We start from the raw sequence: 17,327 nt of genomic DNA, 5'->3' as shown, positions 1-17,327 counted from the left end.
CCAATGAAGAAAAGTTATTTTTGCTTATTGGTCGGCTTGCTGATCGCCATGTTGACGTTAGTCAACTCAGCACAAGCTAACTCAGAGGCACTCACAGCAAATGCGTCTACGCCACAAGTCAACGAGCAGCAAACTCCACTTCGTTTAACCAAAAGTTCAATTTCAAAAATTGATTTGTTCGATTGGCTCTATATTCAATCCCAGCGCAATATTAAACAACTTGAACAAGTAAAACTTCAGCCCAACCAGTCATGGCGAAAACTTTCAAAGCGCGATTTACAGTTAGTGGGTGCTAGCGATCTATGGTTAAGCTTGAGTATCTTTTCGCCGACAGACTACCAAACCAAAATTATCGCTCTGGATAACCCATTACTTGATAGCGCCGTGATCTACCATCACATTAATGGCCAATTAATTAAAACCACCAAATGGGGAGATACGTTACCCTTTTATTATCGACCATTAGAGAGCAACACCTTTTTGTATTCTTTTGATTTAAAACCGAATGAAATGCATCAGTTTTATATCAAAGTCGATACCCACGGCAGCCGACAATTGCCACTGACCTTGTGGTCGCCAAATGATTTAACCCAAATGATTGAAACCAAAAACTTGGGTTATGGATTACAAATTGGTTTATTAGTCGCCATTGGTTTATTTAGTTTATTTATTGCTTTAGCGACTCATTCTTACAGTTACTCTTACTACACGGGATATGTGCTTGGGTTAGCGCTGTTAATTTCAACAATACATGGTGTTGCCTTTCGCTATTTGTGGCCAAATATGCCCATGTTACAGCAAGTGATATCGCCCATTTTAATCCCATTTATTATGGGCTTTTCCCTCATGTTTACCGAAAAGGTATTACTGCTCAAATATAACAACCTATCTATGCTTAGGATCTGTAGAATACTTGCGGCACTATGCTTTAGCTTAAGTTTTATTTTGCCTTTTATTAATTACAACCTCGCTGTGTATATCCTTTTTGGGGTTATTACAATTGTTTGTGTCATGCTGGCGGTATTTTCAATTAGTCAAATGTGGGCAGGTAAACCTTATGCCAGATTGTATGGCTTAGGCAGAATAACCCTCTTACTCAGCTGTATCCTTACTGGCATGCTCTACATTGGCATGATCAATTTAAACATGGATATTCAAACCCCTGTCATGCTCGGTTTAACCGTTGAGGTTATTACCATGGCGGCAGTGCTTGCGATCCGTTATCACGATGAACGCAAGTCAAAGATGAAAATTCAACAGCAAGCATTAGAACAAGCTGAACGGCTTAGAGAAAGTCGTGAAGAATCTTTAAGGGCAGAAGCTGAAGCGAATGAACGCCTAGAACAAATGGTGCAAGAGCGTACATTAGAGCTAGAAATCACTCTACGTGAGCTAAATGAAGTGAATCAAAAACTCACTGAGCAAACCACCACAGATAGCTTAACAGGAGTAAAAAACCGTGCCATGTTTGATCGTCGTTTGATAGCCGAAGGCCGGATCAGTCGTCGTCAACAAACCCCTATGGCTTTGCTGATGATTGATATAGACAGATTCAAAAATATTAACGATAAACATGGTCACTTAGCCGGTGATTATGCTATTAAAACCATCGCGCACGCGTTATCTGAAAATTTAAAGCGCCCAACCGATCTGGTGTCACGTTTTGGTGGTGAAGAGTTTGCTATCATCTTACCTAATACTGATGAAACTGGCGCATTGCAAGTAGCTGAAGTCATTCGCAATGCAGTAGACTCATTTACAATCCATTGGGACAACAATGATATTCCTCTTACAGTCAGTATTGGTGTAAGTGTGGCAGTTATTGAATCAGATAAACACCCAACAGCATTATTAGAGCATGCTGACAAAGCCCTTTACCTTGCAAAACGAAGCGGTCGAAATCAAGTGTGTATGTACCAGCAAGAAACAGATGAGAATAAGATTACATGAATATAATTACTAGTGCTTTTCCACAGCGCAGAATGCGCCGCATGCGTAAACATGAATTTAGCCGTCGTTTGATGTCTGAAAATCAACTCAGCGTTAATGATTTGATTTATCCGATGTTTATTCTTGAAGGCGAGCAACGCACAGAAAAAGTCGCATCCATGCCAGGCATTGAGCGCTACTCTATTGATTTATTATTAAAAGAAGCGGCTGAATTAGTTGATTTAGGCATTCCATTAATCGCCTTATTCCCTGTAACACCAGCGGATAAAAAATCATTAATGGCAGAAGAAGCCTACAATCCAAACGGTTTAGTACAACGTGCTGTGCGTGAGCTGAAACAAGCGTTTCCACAACTCGGCGTAATGACTGACGTAGCGCTTGATCCATTCACCACTCATGGTCAAGACGGCATTATTGATGATACAGGTTATATCCTCAACGACATCACAACTGATATTCTTGTTAAGCAAGCCTTATCACACGCTGAAGCTGGTGCTGACATTGTTGCGCCATCTGACATGATGGATGGTCGAATTGGCGCAATCCGTGAAGCATTAGAAGCCGCTGGGCATGTTAACACTCAAATTATGGCTTATTCGGCTAAATACTCTTCCAACTACTATGGTCCTTTCCGTGATGCAGTCGGCTCTGCGGGCAACCTTAAAGGTGGCAATAAGCACAGCTATCAAATGGACCCAGCCAACAGTGATGAAGCGTTACACGAAGTGGCATTAGACATTCAAGAAGGTGCTGATATGGTCATGGTAAAGCCAGGCATGCCCTATCTCGATATCGTTCACCGCGTCAAAACTGAGTTAGCTGTACCCACTTTTGCTTATCAAGTTAGTGGCGAATATGCCATGCACATGGCTGCCATTCAAAATGGTTGGTTAGCTGAAAAAGCCATCGTGATGGAATCATTACTGTGCTTTAAGCGTGCCGGAGCTGACGGCATATTAACTTACTTTGCTAAGCGTGCAGCGCAATGGTTAAAAGAAGATAAGTAACCTGAATTACGCAGTTCAGATTTAGGCAGTATTTTTTATGACAAGGAAGCATAACGCTTCCTTTTTTATTGCTTCAATAATAACCACTTGCCAATCACAATAAATAAGTGGACAGGGATTGCGTAGGCAAAATGCGTGATAATAAGGCAGATTTTCGATAAGTCGTTATTCTACATTCTAAAAATCTACACTGGTATTAAGTACTAGTTCACAGTTTGCTAATAAATAAAAACAAATACGTGATCAGGATAACATCAACACATTCACTGACTTAACAGATTGACTATGCCATGATTGAATAGCCTCAAAGCTATCTTTTTCTATTTCTTTGAGGTCTTATCATGCACAATAGCGTAAAAACATTATTAGCCACTACGGCAATATTCTTTAGTAGCCAACTGGTCGTTTCTAACGCTATCGCTGACAGCGGTTGTAGCTTTGATGAAGCGCCACAAGGTTTTATGGCGACTTGCAGCGAGGAGAAAAAAGAAGTGATTATTACAGGTATCGTAACAACTGAAACTCTTGCCAAAGATTTACCAGGTTACAGTGAAGAATATCAACACTATGCAACAGATGCGGCGCAAATTGCGGCATTAAAAAATGTCACCGAGCCAACTGACATTGTTGTCATTATCGGTACTTGGTGCCCAGATTGTCACCGTGAAACTCCTCGTTTTATGCGCTTAATTGAAGAAGTAGCCAACCCTAATATCAAGGTGACCTATATTGGTGTTGATCGCAGTAAAGTTGACCCAGAAGGTTTAGCGGCTAAATATGAGTTCACTCGTATTCCAACCTTTATCATTCAGCAAAAAGGCGAAGAGATTGGTCGCATTGTTGAACGTCCAACTGTGAGTTTAGAAGCTGACTTGGTTAACATTTTAAAATAATTTTACCCAATACAGATAAAAAATAGGTCGTTAATTACGACCTATTTTTTTAGTTATTACCTTAAAACAACTCACTAGGCTTGCCTATTAGCCAGCATATGCAATACCCCTTCACGCAACGCACCGCCTGCTAGATTTAAGCTATTAATCGATAACAACTCAAACAAAGCCAGCAAAATAGCAACGCCTGAAGCAAAAGTAGGTGCCTTTTCAGCACTTAACCCCTTGATGCCTGATAAGCTTTGATCGGCTTGTGACAACACTTCAGCTTTAAGTGATTGCAATACAGCCAAAGTAATCACTTCAGATTGCTTACGATGCTGCAAAACAGAGACCACAGACTGCACTACGCCTGATGCACCGACTACACAATCCCAGCCATGCGCGATTAATTCACTGATGCTCTCAGTCAAAATCAACTCAACCGCTTGCTTTGCTTGTTCAAAATCAAGCATTTGATACGGTGCTCGATTAAAAAATTGCTGATTAAAAAGCACTCCACCAAAAGGCAAACTGGTTTTAAACAGCACTTTTTTACCTTCGCCAATAATAAACTCGGTACTGGCACCACCAATATCAATCACCAAACGCTTACCTTGGCCTGCGGTGGTAGCCACCATGCCCTGGTAAATTAATTCGGCTTCGCGCAAACCAGAAATGACTTCAATTGGATGGCCTAATATCGGCAGGGAGCGTTGATGAAACTCATCAACGTTGCTGATGGTTCGCAATGCTGCAGTCGCAATGACTGCCACATTGTCAGCAGTAATCTGATGTTGTTTTAGCATCTGAGCAAACATGCTCAAGCATGCTAACCCACGTTGCATCACTTCTTCATTCAATAGGCCGTCAGCGCCGATCCCTTCTGCAAGTCGGACCTTACGTTTGTATTTAGCAATAACATGAGGTTTGCCGGCTATGGTGGATGCCACCATCATGTTAAAGCTATTAGAGCCTAACGTGATAGCAGCATAAGGTTTAGAGGAAGCAAGTTGAGGCATTTATGAATGTCTTCGTGTGTTCGCTCTATGACGAGGAGGTCTAGGACCACCGCTACGATGAGCGCCTTTATTTGCACCATCACGGGTACGAGTTGTTGGATGCTTGCGATGAATGCGCACAGGTGGCGGTAGGTCATCTAACAAAGCTTCGCGGTCATAATTAGTCACCGGAATGGTGTGAGTAATGTATGTCTCAATTGCAGGCAGATTTAATGCATATTGCTCACAAGCAAAACTGATTGAAATACCTTTTTGACCGGCACGCCCCGTACGACCAATACGGTGAACATAATCTTCACAGTCATCGGGTAAATCATAGTTATAGACATGGCTAACATCGGAAATATGTAAGCCACGCGCAGCAACGTCAGTTGCAACCAAAATATCTAAATCACCATTGGTAAACTGCTCAAGAATACGAATACGCTTCTTTTGCGGAACATCACCGGTTAATAATCCGACACGATGACCATCACCTTCAAGGTGTGCCCATAAGTTTTCACAACTATGCTTGGTGTTTGAGAAAACAATGGCTTTTTCTGGCCAATCTTCTTCAATCAAAGTCAGTAATAAACGCATTTTGTCTTCAGTAGACGGATAGAAAATTTCCTCTTTAATATTTTTCGAGGTTTTTTCTAGCGGCGCTATTTCAACTTTTTCAGGATCATTCATATGATCGTAAGCTAACTCTTGCACTTTCATTGACAGCGTGGCTGAAAACAACATATTTAGGCGAGACTTAGCATCTGGCATACGACGGAATAAAAAGCGAATGTCTTTGATAAAGCCCAAATCGAACATCCGATCGGCTTCATCAAGTACCACGGCTTGAATATGATTCAAACTGATCACGCCTTGGCGCACGTAATCAATAATTCGCCCTGTGGTACCAATGAGTATATCGACACCTTTGTCGAGTACTTCACGTTGAGTTTCATAGCTTTCGCCACCGTAAACAATACCCACTTTTAAACCAGTATGCTTAACCAATAAATTAGCATCTTTGGCTATTTGAATCGCGAGTTCACGGGTGGGCGCCATAATAATGGCTCGCGGATCGGTTGATTTTCGACCTTCTGGCTCTGCAACGGATAATAAATGATTAAACGTGGCCACTAAAAATGCCATTGTTTTACCTGTACCAGTTTGCGCCTGGCCAGCTATATCTTTTGCTTGTAATAAAATAGGAAGAGATAACGCTTGGATTGGAGTACAAAATTCAAAGCTATTCTCGTTTAAAGCTGATAATACTGCGGGTTGCAGCGGGAAATCAGCAAATTTTTGTGTTGATAAATGTGTTTGGCTCATAGCACCAGCATACCTGTTGGGGTTGCAAAAAAAGATACGATCGTTTGAAATAGCTGCATTGTTTATCCGTTCATATTCATTATGCAACGTTCAGAGCATCTCACTGCTTAGCGTTCTTTATAGGATAATCAGTATGTTACCTAAAAACACTAAGCATTGAGAAGCCCAAAAATGCACATCATCATTAATAAAAGCTGATGATGCCCTGCACATAATGTCAAAGAATAGTGTGTGCGGATATTTACACGGTCACTTGAAAAGCTTTTCAACCAACCCAATATACATGGTAAGCCATTAATAAACTAGCAATGGAACCAAATCTGGAGAACAACATGAGCGATAAAATTGTATACCTAAGCGATGACAGCTTTGAAAATGACGTATTAAAGTCTAACACTCCGGTGTTAGTTGATTTTTGGGCTGAGTGGTGTGGTCCTTGTAAAATGATTGCCCCAATTTTAGATGACATAGCTGAAGAGTATGCAGGTAAGTTAACTGTTGCTAAATTAAACGTTGATCAAAACAATGGCTCACCTGCTAAGTACGGCGTGCGTGGCATTCCAACATTATTAATGTTCAAAGGTGGCGAGTTAGTCGCAACCAAAGTTGGCGCTCTTTCTAAAACTCAATTAAAAGAGTTTATTGACGCAAAAATCTAAAAATCATTATTTGATTATGATAAATGGCACAAGTTTTAAACAATTTGTGCCATTTTTCTGCTAAAAATCTGGACGTCATAACCAGATAGTGCTAATTTATATCTCAGATTTTTTCAATTAAACCTCTTCTCGTTTATCAATCATAAATTTTTTCGAAACCCTTACTGATTGGTTGCGGTAAGCTTTGTCATGTAACACAAGACTCCCACAAATGAATTTAACAGAATTAAAAGACACGTCGATATCCGACTTAGTTTCATTAGCTGAAAGCATGAAGCTAGAAAACATGGCACGTGCTCGAAAGCAAGATATTATCTTCTCAATTTTAAAAGCCCACGCTAAAAGCGGAGAAGACATTTTCGGTGGCGGTGTCCTCGAAATCCTTCAAGACGGCTTTGGTTTTTTAAGAAGTTCTGACGGCTCATACTTAGCCGGCCCTGATGATATCTATGTTTCACCGAGCCAAATCCGTCGCTTTAACATGCGCACCGGTGACACCATTTTTGGTAAGATCCGTCCACCAAAAGAAGGTGAAAGATATTTCGCTTTACTCAAAGTGTCAGAAGTAAACTTTGACAAACCAGAAAGCTCTCGCAACAAAATTTTGTTTGAAAACTTAACCCCATTACATGCAGAAGAACGTTTACGCATGGAACGTGGTAACGGTTCTACAGAAGACATCACCTCACGTATTCTTGACCTATGTTCTCCAATTGGTAAAGGTCAGCGTGGTTTGATTGTTGCACCGCCAAAAGCGGGTAAAACCTTATTACTGCAAAACATGGCGCAAAGTATTACCTACAACAACCCTGAGGTGGTGTTGATGGTATTACTAATCGATGAGCGTCCTGAAGAAGTGACTGAAATGCAACGCATGGTTAAAGGTGAAGTCATTGCGTCTACCTTTGATGAGCCAGCAAGCCGACATGTTCAGGTGGCTGAAATGGTTATCGAAAAAGCCAAGCGTTTAGTTGAGCACAAAAAAGATGTGGTCATTTTATTAGACTCTATTACTCGTCTTGCTCGTGCATACAACACGGTTATTCCATCATCAGGTAAAGTACTGACTGGTGGTGTTGATGCTAACGCACTTCACCGTCCAAAGCGTTTCTTTGGTGCTGCACGTAATATTGAACACGGTGGCAGCTTAACCATTATCGCTACAGCGCTGGTAGATACCGGTTCGAAAATGGATGAAGTAATTTACGAAGAATTTAAAGGTACGGGTAACCAAGAATTACACCTTTCTCGTAAAGCGGCTGAAAAACGTGTATTCCCTGCGATTGACTTTAACCGTTCTGGTACACGTCGTGAAGAAAAGCTAACCACGCCTGATGAACTACAAAAGATGTGGATTTTACGTAAAATTCTTAATCCTATGGATGAAGTGTCAGGTATGGAATTCCTTATCGATAAATTGGCAATGACCAAGACTAACGATGAATTCTTTACTGCAATGAAACGTGCTAAGAGCTAATTCTCTTATCGTTTGAGTACAGTAATCTGAATAAAAAATGCCGCTAATTTATTAGCGGCATTTTTTATTCAGCAGTATTCACTTTAATTTGATATCTCTCCCGTTCTAGGCCTCTTACCTACCAGAAACACCACACTTAATGAATACAAGTTGTTAAATTTGTGAGGTAACAACCACAAGTTAAAAACTTTGCGATCAAATTCCAACTTCAACCTCCATCACATTTACTCATACATTCAAACATAATACATTTAACCTATATTTATTGTATTTGTTTTGTAACAAATATCTTCACATAGGACGTACTCTACGATGAAATCAAAAAATATTTGGTTCCCCATAATCGCGACCCCTTTATGCATCACACTTTTTGGCTGTAATAGTTCATCCGATGACAAGTCACTGCCAATACTGGCACCTGCAACTCCAGCAACCTTATCTATGTGTAACGAGCTAGTTGAACAATTTATTTATTCCGACACCAGCATTACTAAAGCAGAACTCATTGCAGCGGGTGATGTTGAATATGCTGGCGGCGAAATTTATCCAGCCCCAACACATTGCTTAGTAACGGGAATAATGAATGAGCGAGTTGGATTAGTGGATAACGCCTCATATCATATTGGCTTTGAAATGCGTCTACCCGTTGATTGGACAGGCCGCTTTTACTATCAAGCTAATGGTGGACTTGATGGCGCAGTCAAAGAAGCGGTGGGCCGCTTTATGATATCTGAAGATAAAAATGCTTCTGCATTAAATAAAGGTTTTGCGGTGATCAGTTCAGATGCAGGCCATCAAGCCCCTACGCCAATGTTTGGTCTTGATCCACAAGCACGATTAGATTACGGCTACAACGCAGTTGCTCAACTAACACCTATGGCAAAATCACTGATTGAAACCGCTTATGGCAAACAACCAGATCGCTCATATTTTGGCGGATGCTCAAATGGTGGCCGCCACACTATGGTTGCCTCTAGCCGTTTTGCCGACATGTACGATGGCTTTTTAGTCGGCAATCCCGGATTTAATCTACCAAAAGCCGCTGTGTCTCAAATGTATGGCATCCAACAATATGCAACTCTGGTCGATGTCGATGCGGTAAATGTACTAAGCTCGCTTCAAAGTGGCTTTACTCAGCAAGAATTTGCTTTGGTGTCAGCCAAAGTTTTACAACAATGTGACGCTTTAGATGGCGCTAGCGATGGCATGATCAACGATCTTATTGGCTGCCAAGAGGCTTTCGATCTCAACCGTGACGTCCCAAGCTGCAGTGGTGAACGTGATGGCAATTGTTTAACGGATGCCCAGAAAACCGTATTAACTAACATTATGTCCGGCCCTCGTAACAGCCATACTGACGAAGCTATCTATAGTAACTTTCCTTACGACGCTGGAATGGGTACCAATGATTACTATGGCTGGGAATTTTTTATGGCAATGATGCGTGATCCTGGCGCAGTGGCTTTTATCTTCTCAACCTCACCAACGCCTTACGATGGTCGCACTGAAGCAGGTAGCTTTGAATTTGTTAACTCATTTAATATGGATACCGATATAGCACGCATTTATGCTATCGATGAAAACTACACTGAATCGTCTATGGATTTTATGACTCCGCCAGATGCGACTAACCTCAGCACCATGCGAGATCGTGGCGGAAAAATGATGGTGGTCCACGGTTCATCAGATGCAGTATTTTCACCAACTGATACCATTAAATGGTTTGAGGAATTACAAGATGCCAATAACAGAGCTGCAGATGAATTTGCACGCTTATATCTTGTACCCGGTATGAATCATTGCGGTAACGGTACTGCTACCGATCAATTTGATATGCTCGATAAACTTGTTGATTGGGTAGAGCAAGGTGTTCAACCTCAAAGCGTTGTGGCAGCTGTTCGTGCTGATAACACTGAGCTACCGAGCGACTGGTCGGTAACTCGCACGCGCCCATTATGCCCATTTCCACAAATTGCAACCTATAGTGGCTCAGGCAATATTGAAGAAGCAGCCAGTTTTAACTGCGTGGCCCCTAAATAAGCTCGCAGCTTAGTGAGATAACAAGCCCCCAACTTGTTAATTTTGTAATCTGATAAACCAAACTTCATCATCTAAGATTACGTCACAGGCCGCTAAGTTAGCGGCCTTTTTTTTTCAATTGAATCATAAAACTAAAACGCCAGAAACACAGCGACAATAGCGTTTAGCAAACAGAGGTTTAAACTAACTTAGCTTCTAGCACTATTAAAAAGCCATCGATAGCCCAACAACAACCCCATCAATAACATAAAGTCAAATAGCCTCACTGAACCTGCGCCACTATAGCCTTCACTGCGGGTGATTTTTACTTGTTCAGGATTTTCTTTTACCCGCTGTTTAAAAACAGCTAATTGAGTTTTTAAATTCTCAACCATATTGATCGATGCTTGCTCAAATCCTTTTAGACTATCAGCTCTTAACTCTTCAGCTAAATTAATCGGTGTCGAACGACCAGAGACTTGGCTTGTACCGGGAGCTCTGAACAACATAGATTGACTGGCTATATCGTAAACCACTGTATCTATTAAAGTATTGGTATCATTCTTCTCGCCAGAAACAATGTACGCCCCAACAATTGTCCAATAACTTAGCGATAAAACACTTTCGTCGGTAAATTGCACTTGATCATAAGAAACGAGTGCGATGACATCAATGCCATACATTGTTTTGATCTGAGAAAGATTAGCAAAGCTGCCTCCTGCAGTTAAATAAGCTGAAGGGATCACCTCAATATTGCTGACAAAATCTAAGCCCCTAAAATTGTCGGCAACATGCTCAAGAATCTCGGTTTTCTTCGCTTCAGTTAAGCCTCCAGCATAGCTTTGTCCACTCCAAAAGTTATTGGCATATGATCGAGAATCACTCACGGGAACAAAAGCCACCCCCACCCTCAGAGGTAAATTTAAGTGCGGGATAGTTGGGGAAACCTGCATATCTGCTGATTTTGGATATAAGTAATCCATTACGCTACTTTTGGTATTCACTTGTTGACTTGCACACCCACTTAAACACAAATTCGCTAATGCACATAACCCAAGTATGGTTATCCATTTTGTTTTCAAAGTCATATCCTTTCATGCCAAAATTCAAGTGACTAAAATGCCACTGTTAATTGGTTTTAACAATCTATGTTTGCCTTTTATTGTTTAGTTTGACTTTGAGTGGCTCATCGAGCCCAATAATGGGATTTATTCAAAACTTGTTAAATTCTATAAGATTTATTGGCCTTAAAAATAAAGCCGTCTAATACAATTAAACGGCTTTATATAAACTAAGGTGATCAACAACTGACGATGGTGTGTGCCATTTTTCGGCGTAAGTAGGCAATTTGTTGCATATGAGGTAAATCTTTTGGACAGGCATCTTGGCAACCAAGTAATGTCATACAACCAAATACGCCATCTTGATTACCTATGACATGATAAAAATCTTCTGCGGTGCGAGCATCACGACTGTCTAACTCAAAGCGGGCTATTTTCATCATGCCTACTGCGCCAACAAAAGTGTCTCGCATTTGCTTGGTAGCACACGCAGACACGCAAACCCCGCATTCAACACAGCGCTCAAGCTCATAAAGCTTAGCTGCCTCTTCGGGGTCCATTGGTTTTTCAATACGGTGAATATTACTCTCAACACCATCGGGTTGTAACCATAATTGCAGGCGTTCGGCCAGTTCACGCATAAACTTGCCCGTGTTAACCGATAAATCACCAATTAACTCAAACCCCGGCAGTGGCATCAGTTTGATGTTGCCATTAGCATAATTCGCGGTAAGTGTCCGGCACGCTAAAGTTGGAATGCCGTTGATCACCATCGCACAACTACCGCAGATCCCCGCTCGGCAGACAAAATCAAATTGTAAGGATGGGTCTTGGGTTTCTCGTAATTGATTTAAGGCAATAAAGACTGTCATCCCCGGCGCTTCCGTTACCTCATAAGTCACCATTTTGGGCTTATCTTGAGGGTCTTGCGGATCATAGCGAAAGATGTCAAAGCGAATTGTTCTAGGTGTATTTATCATGCTTTGTCTCCAAAAGCCGATAGGGTGTCAGATAATCTTTCATTCTTTGGACGCAAGGCTTCTGGTAGCTCAAACGGCATAATTGCCGCTTGTTTAGCATAACGATCGACATCCCCTAACTCAGCAAGAATGGCATCAATTTGTTGCTGACGTTTTTGCGTATCAGGATGCACAATCGCATTATCAACCCCGTAACCACGATAGCCCGGTGGTAATTCCATTTTCATCACATCTAAGGCTTCATAAGTCAGCTCAGGCACTAATGCATTACTATCAGGCCAACTCGATAAGGTGCGATTTAGCCAGTCTTTATCGTTACGTTGAGGATAATCTTCACGTGAATGCGCGCCGCGGCTTTCTGTGCGCGCATTCGCACCGCAGGCCACGGTTAGTGCCACCTTTAGCATTCTTGGCACCCGTAACGCTTCAACTAACTCAGGGTTTGCATGGCGCTTTTTGGTTTTGATGCCAATATTACGTGAACGGACTAACAAGTCTGATAACTCATCAACGGCTTTTTGCAGCTCATTACCATTTCTAAAAATGCCCACATAGTCCATCATGATTTTTTGCATTGCCAGCTTGAGCTCAAACGGATTTTCGGTGCCATCGCCATCAATTAACCGATCAATTTCCTTTTGTAACACTGTGCCAAATTGCTCGATTAATGCGGTATCAACCTCTAAATGATGTTGCTCACCATAATCAGCAACATATTTACCCACTATCATTCCGCCTACAACCGTTTCTGCCAATGAATTGCCGCCTAAGCGATTAAAGCCATGCATATCCCAACATGCAGCCTCGCCGACACTAAATAAACCAGATAACTGCGGGCTCTCGCCTGTGTGTTTGGTTCGGATCCCGCCCATTGAATAATGCTGGGTAGGCCGAACTGGGATCCAATCTTTGGCGGGGTCAATACCTAAAAAGTTTTCACAAATCTCTTTCACTTCGCGTAAGTTGGTTTCAATATGCTTGCGCCCAAGTAAGGTAATATCGAGCCATAAATGTGGCCCATAGGGACTATCTGCCCCTTTACCCTTGCGCATATGTTCGGTCATACGGCGTGATACGACATCACGGGATGCCAGTTCTTTTTTCTCTGGCTCGTAGTCGGGCATAAACCGATAACCGTCTTTATCTCGCAAAATTCCGCCATCACCCCGACAACCTTCGGTGGTTAAAATCCCTACGGGCACAATCGCAGTGGGGTGAAACTGCACCGCTTCCATATTACCTAAAGTGGCTACGCCAGTTTCAAGTGCCAATGCTTGGCCAATCCCCTCACAAATAATAGCGTTGGTTGATACTTCATAAATTCGGCCATAACCACCAGTCGCGATGGTGGTTGATTTAGCAATATAGGCGCGAAGCTCACCTGTAATTAAACAGCGAGCAATCACCCCGTGACAGCGCTTGCCGTCATGGATAATTTTTAAGGCTTCCATGCGTTCATGCACCGGAATATCCATTGATATCGCTTTATTATCAACGGCATATAACAAGGAATGCCCAGTACCATCAGCGGTATAACAAGTACGCCATTTTTTGGTACCACCAAAATCACGCGCGTTAATTAATCCATGGGCTTGCTCTGCTTCGGTTAGGGTAACTTTTTCAGCATTAACAATAACTTCACGGTCGCCTTTCGTAACTCTCGACCAAGGCACGCCCCAGTTAGCCAATTCACGCACAGCTTTAGGAGCACAATGGGCAAACATACGGGCAACCTGCTGATCGCAGCCCCAATCAGAGCCTTTTACCGTGTCTTGAAAATGGACATCCTCATCATCACCCATGCCTTTAACTGTGTTGCCAAGGCTGGCTTGCATGCCACCTTGGGCGGCAGCAGAATGGGAACGTTTAGCAGGGATCAGTGATAACACTAAGGTATCAAGACCCCGTTCTTTTGAAGCGATGGCGACACGCAATCCGGCGAGGCCCGCGCCAACGACTAAGGTGTCGGTGTAGATAATTTTCATTCTAGTTATACTCCAGGCGCTTACAGCATCGGCACGTATGGCACTACAGGTAATTCAAGCGACCGCCCAATGACAATATATGCCACTAGACTGGCCACACCAATTACCATTAAATAAGCCAACATCACTTTGGCAAATTTGAGTAATGCAAATCGGCGCTCAATTAAGCCCCACTTCACGACGACACGGTACAAACCAAATACCGCATGAATCACCACAGCGGGTAACAGCAAAATATATAAAATCCACACATTCTGAACATACACCCGCTCAGCTGACAGATGCGGGCCAATTTCAGGGTTAGTGATCATGGTAAAAATATGCGTTGGCACCAAAAAGAACAGTAAGAAACCGGTGATCATCTGCCAGAACCAAATTTTAGTGTCTTCATGGGGTAAAAAACGCATTTGATTTCTTAATGCACGCCATTGGCCAATTTGAGTAGGAAAACGTCGTAAAGCAAATGCCGCATGGAGCAATACCACAACGAGCATAAACCCAGAAAATATTTGTGTAAGTAGCGGATAACCGTGGCCGGTTTCACTGAAAATGCCGCCTTCAAGAAATTGCGCAACATGATAAAAGGCTTCTTTGCCTAATAAGATGCTAGATTCGAAATGCAGATGCATAATTAAAAACACTCCCAACAACACGCCGGTCATGCTTTGTAATCTATCTGCTCTTGCTGCCCAAATCGGATGAGAAAAACCTTTGGTTGTTTGTACTGTCACCTTTGGTTTTGAGGGCGTTGGAGTATCAGCCATCTATTTACATATCCTATGAGAATACCATTATGAATAGTGACCATAACAAGTTTTTAATATGTATCAATTAGCAACACTCAATTAATCAGCATGAGTCACTGACAATCAAATAGGACTTAGAGACTGATCACACTTTGAGCGATTGACCTTGAGAGCCAAAATAATCATTGCTTCGAGTACCAACCCCATCATACATATTGCAAAACAATCGCTACGCTAATAACTGTTGGCAATGTTGGCGTAATTGATCGCGTAATAGCAACATAGCAGGGGTAACATGATCACGCCCATGACAAATCAAGCTAAGGGGAACGGGCTCGCTGGTATAGTCGGTTAAAATGGCGACTAACCTGCCACTTTTTATATCATTCACCACATCAAGAGCCGCTTTAAACACAATGCCTTGACCAGCCACTGCCCAGCGCCTTGTGACTTCAGCATCGTTACTTCTACGATTACCACTAACCCGTACTTTATATTCTTGCTGATCTCGCCGAAAATTCCACAAGTCATAATCACGCTCATCGACTTTAAAAATAAGGCAATTATGTTGCGACAACTCAGCAACTTTTTTAGGCTCCCCATGTTTTGCCAAATACTCAGGTGAGGCACATAACACGCGCTGAGTATGGCAAATATTAAAGGCAACTTGATTTGAATCAGGCGGATTACCATAACGTAACGCCATATCAATTTTGTCATGTAAAAAATGACTAAGATTGTCACCAATATCCAGCTTTATTGATAATTCAGGATAAGCATTTAAAAAGTCATCTAACCAAGGTAACAGGACATTGCGACCAAAATCAGAAGACACCGAAATATTCAAGTCACCTGATATTTTACCCTTCTCACTCAGTAGTGCTTGCTGACCTAACAACAATTGGTCTAACGCTTGGCGGCAATGGATCAAATAACGCTCACCTTGTGCCGTTAACCGCAAACTACGAGTTGTGCGAACAAATAAAATGGTATCTAATTGTTTTTCAAGACGCTTTAATGCCGCGCTGGCGGCAGCAGATGAAATATCTAGCTCAATAGCCGCAGCAGCAATACTGCCGCAATCTGCCACGCGTACAAACAAATTTAAATCATCAGTCAACATATCAGCACAAGTTTGTTGTCAGTTTCCTTATTATTAACAAAATTTTTTTGATAAATACAGGTAGATTAATCTATACATCCACCCAAACAATTCATCGTAACTGACTTTTGATTTGTATCATCACGAAAACCTGCCACCACGCAATTGCATCGGCTATAATAGCGGCCAAATTATGTCTATTGTTAAAATCAGTTAGGAAAATCTCATGGCTTGGATCCAATTACGCATTCACACCCATCGCGATCATGCCGACATGCTTGGCGAGTTATTAATGGATCAAGGTTCAGTGTCTATTACCTATGAAGATGGTCAAGACGAACCTATTTTTGAGCCAAAACTCGGAGAAACTCCGTTATGGCAAGATACCGTATTAATTGCACTATTTGACGCAGGCACAGACTTAGCGCCAACCATTGAGTTTTTAGAATCTATGCCCTTTTTAGGTAAAAACTTTACCCATAAAATTGAGCAAGTCGAAGACAAAGACTGGGTTCGCGAATGGATGGACAGCTTCCACCCCATTCAATTTGGTAAGCGTTTGTGGATTTGCCCAAGCTGGCGTGAAATACCCGATCCACAAGCAGTAAATGTAATCCTTGATCCTGGCCTAGCTTTTGGTACGGGCACTCACCCAACTACCGCACTTTGTTTAGAATGGTTAGACAGCTTAGATTTATCAGACCAAGAAGTGATCGACTTTGGCTGTGGCTCAGGCATTTTAGCCATTGCCGCCATCAAGCTTGGCGCTAAAAAAGTCACCGGAGTCGATATTGATTATCAAGCCATTGATGCTTCAAAAGCCAACGCAGAACGTAATGATGTGGCTGATAAGCTGGCGTTATATCTTCCTGAAGATCAGCCCGCAAACTTACAAGCTGATGTACTGGTAGCCAACATTCTTGCTGGGCCACTAAAAGAGCTAGCCCCCTTAATTGCAGATAAAGTAAAAACCGGTGGCAAATTAGCATTATCAGGCTTACTACAAGAGCAAGCCAAAGAAGTGGCTGACTTTTACAGTCAATGGTTTGTGATGGACCCCGTTTGTCACAAAGAAGACTGGAGCCGCTTAACTGGTATCCGCAAATAACACATTTACATTCATAAAACACCTAATAACC

The 17,327-nt window shown here is 42.0% G+C and carries 14 protein-coding genes; 7 read left to right on the top strand and 7 right to left on the bottom strand.

Going from position 1 to position 17,327, the window contains the following annotated elements:
• Window positions 1-3 precede the first annotated feature (3 nt).
• From HBH39_RS02165 to HBH39_RS02155, 3 genes are all read left to right on the top strand, one after another.
• Window positions 4-1,950, top strand: a complete 1,947-nt coding sequence (locus HBH39_RS02165) for a sensor domain-containing diguanylate cyclase (RefSeq protein WP_244325721.1) — start codon at window positions 4-6, stop codon at window positions 1,948-1,950.
• The gene (gene hemB / locus HBH39_RS02160; RefSeq protein ID WP_167675190.1) at window positions 1,947-2,957 is read left to right on the top strand and encodes a porphobilinogen synthase; all 1,011 of its coding nucleotides are present in this window, start codon (window positions 1,947-1,949) and stop codon (window positions 2,955-2,957) included. Before HBH39_RS02165 ends, hemB begins: the two co-directional genes overlap by 4 nt.
• Window positions 2,958-3,298: 341 nt before the next feature.
• Entirely contained in the window at window positions 3,299-3,850 is a 552-nt protein-coding gene (locus tag HBH39_RS02155; RefSeq protein WP_167675188.1) for a thioredoxin family protein, read from the top strand.
• 74 nt (window positions 3,851-3,924) lie between these two features.
• On the opposite strand, the gene HBH39_RS02150 is transcribed toward HBH39_RS02155, so the two are convergent.
• Both HBH39_RS02150 and rhlB read right to left on the bottom strand, forming a co-directional pair.
• On the bottom strand, window positions 3,925-4,851 hold the full coding sequence (locus HBH39_RS02150) for an exopolyphosphatase (protein ID WP_167675186.1): 927 nt from the start codon (window positions 4,849-4,851) through the stop codon (window positions 3,925-3,927).
• The gene (gene rhlB, locus HBH39_RS02145) at window positions 4,852-6,159 is read right to left on the bottom strand and encodes an ATP-dependent RNA helicase RhlB (RefSeq protein WP_167675184.1); all 1,308 of its coding nucleotides are present in this window, start codon (window positions 6,157-6,159) and stop codon (window positions 4,852-4,854) included.
• 332 nt (window positions 6,160-6,491) lie between these two features.
• Here rhlB and trxA point away from each other — a divergent pair, with 332 nt between their 5' ends.
• The 3 genes from trxA to HBH39_RS02130 all read left to right on the top strand — a co-directional run bounded on the left by trxA (window position 6,492) and on the right by HBH39_RS02130 (window position 10,335).
• Window positions 6,492-6,818: a thioredoxin TrxA gene (gene trxA, locus HBH39_RS02140; protein WP_167675182.1), complete on the top strand. Its 327-nt coding sequence runs from the start codon at window positions 6,492-6,494 to the stop codon at window positions 6,816-6,818.
• 211 nt (window positions 6,819-7,029) lie between these two features.
• The gene (gene rho, locus HBH39_RS02135; RefSeq protein ID WP_167675181.1) at window positions 7,030-8,295 is read left to right on the top strand and encodes a transcription termination factor Rho; all 1,266 of its coding nucleotides are present in this window, start codon (window positions 7,030-7,032) and stop codon (window positions 8,293-8,295) included.
• 312 nt (window positions 8,296-8,607) lie between these two features.
• Window positions 8,608-10,335 carry a tannase/feruloyl esterase family alpha/beta hydrolase gene (locus HBH39_RS02130; protein ID WP_167675179.1) on the top strand — a complete coding sequence of 576 codons (1,728 nt, stop codon included), beginning with the start codon at window positions 8,608-8,610 and terminating at the stop codon, window positions 10,333-10,335.
• Window positions 10,336-10,523: 188 nt separating this feature from the next.
• Here HBH39_RS02130 and rhlP read toward each other — a convergent pair whose 3' ends face one another.
• From rhlP to HBH39_RS02105, 5 genes are all read right to left on the bottom strand, one after another.
• Window positions 10,524-11,396, bottom strand: coding sequence for a rhombotarget lipoprotein (gene rhlP, locus HBH39_RS02125; protein ID WP_432280133.1), 873 nt, complete (start codon window positions 11,394-11,396; stop codon window positions 10,524-10,526).
• 218 nt (window positions 11,397-11,614) lie between these two features.
• Window positions 11,615-12,355 (bottom strand): fumarate reductase iron-sulfur subunit, encoded by a 741-nt coding sequence (locus HBH39_RS02120; RefSeq protein WP_167675175.1) that lies wholly within the window; start codon window positions 12,353-12,355, stop codon window positions 11,615-11,617.
• Window positions 12,352-14,340, bottom strand: coding sequence for a fumarate reductase flavoprotein subunit (locus HBH39_RS02115; RefSeq protein ID WP_167675173.1), 1,989 nt, complete (start codon window positions 14,338-14,340; stop codon window positions 12,352-12,354). Before HBH39_RS02115 ends, HBH39_RS02120 begins: the two co-directional genes overlap by 4 nt.
• Before the next feature lie 20 nt (window positions 14,341-14,360).
• Window positions 14,361-15,104: a fumarate reductase cytochrome b subunit gene (locus HBH39_RS02110; RefSeq protein WP_167675171.1), complete on the bottom strand. Its 744-nt coding sequence runs from the start codon at window positions 15,102-15,104 to the stop codon at window positions 14,361-14,363.
• A 211-nt stretch (window positions 15,105-15,315) separates the two neighbouring features.
• On the bottom strand, window positions 15,316-16,209 hold the full coding sequence (locus HBH39_RS02105) for a LysR family transcriptional regulator (protein ID WP_167675168.1): 894 nt from the start codon (window positions 16,207-16,209) through the stop codon (window positions 15,316-15,318).
• 205 nt (window positions 16,210-16,414) lie between these two features.
• Between HBH39_RS02105 and prmA the strand changes: the two genes are divergently transcribed.
• Complete coding sequence (gene prmA / locus HBH39_RS02100) at window positions 16,415-17,296, top strand: 50S ribosomal protein L11 methyltransferase (protein ID WP_167675166.1); 882 nt, start codon at window positions 16,415-16,417, stop codon at window positions 17,294-17,296.
• Window positions 17,297-17,327: the final 31 nt, after the last annotated feature.

Source organism: Shewanella aestuarii, assembly GCF_011765625.1.
Lineage (GTDB): Bacteria > Pseudomonadota > Gammaproteobacteria > Enterobacterales > Shewanellaceae > Shewanella > Shewanella aestuarii_A.
The sequence above is the reverse complement of the archived record's forward strand: the minus strand, read 5'-3'. Positions and strand labels throughout refer to the sequence as shown.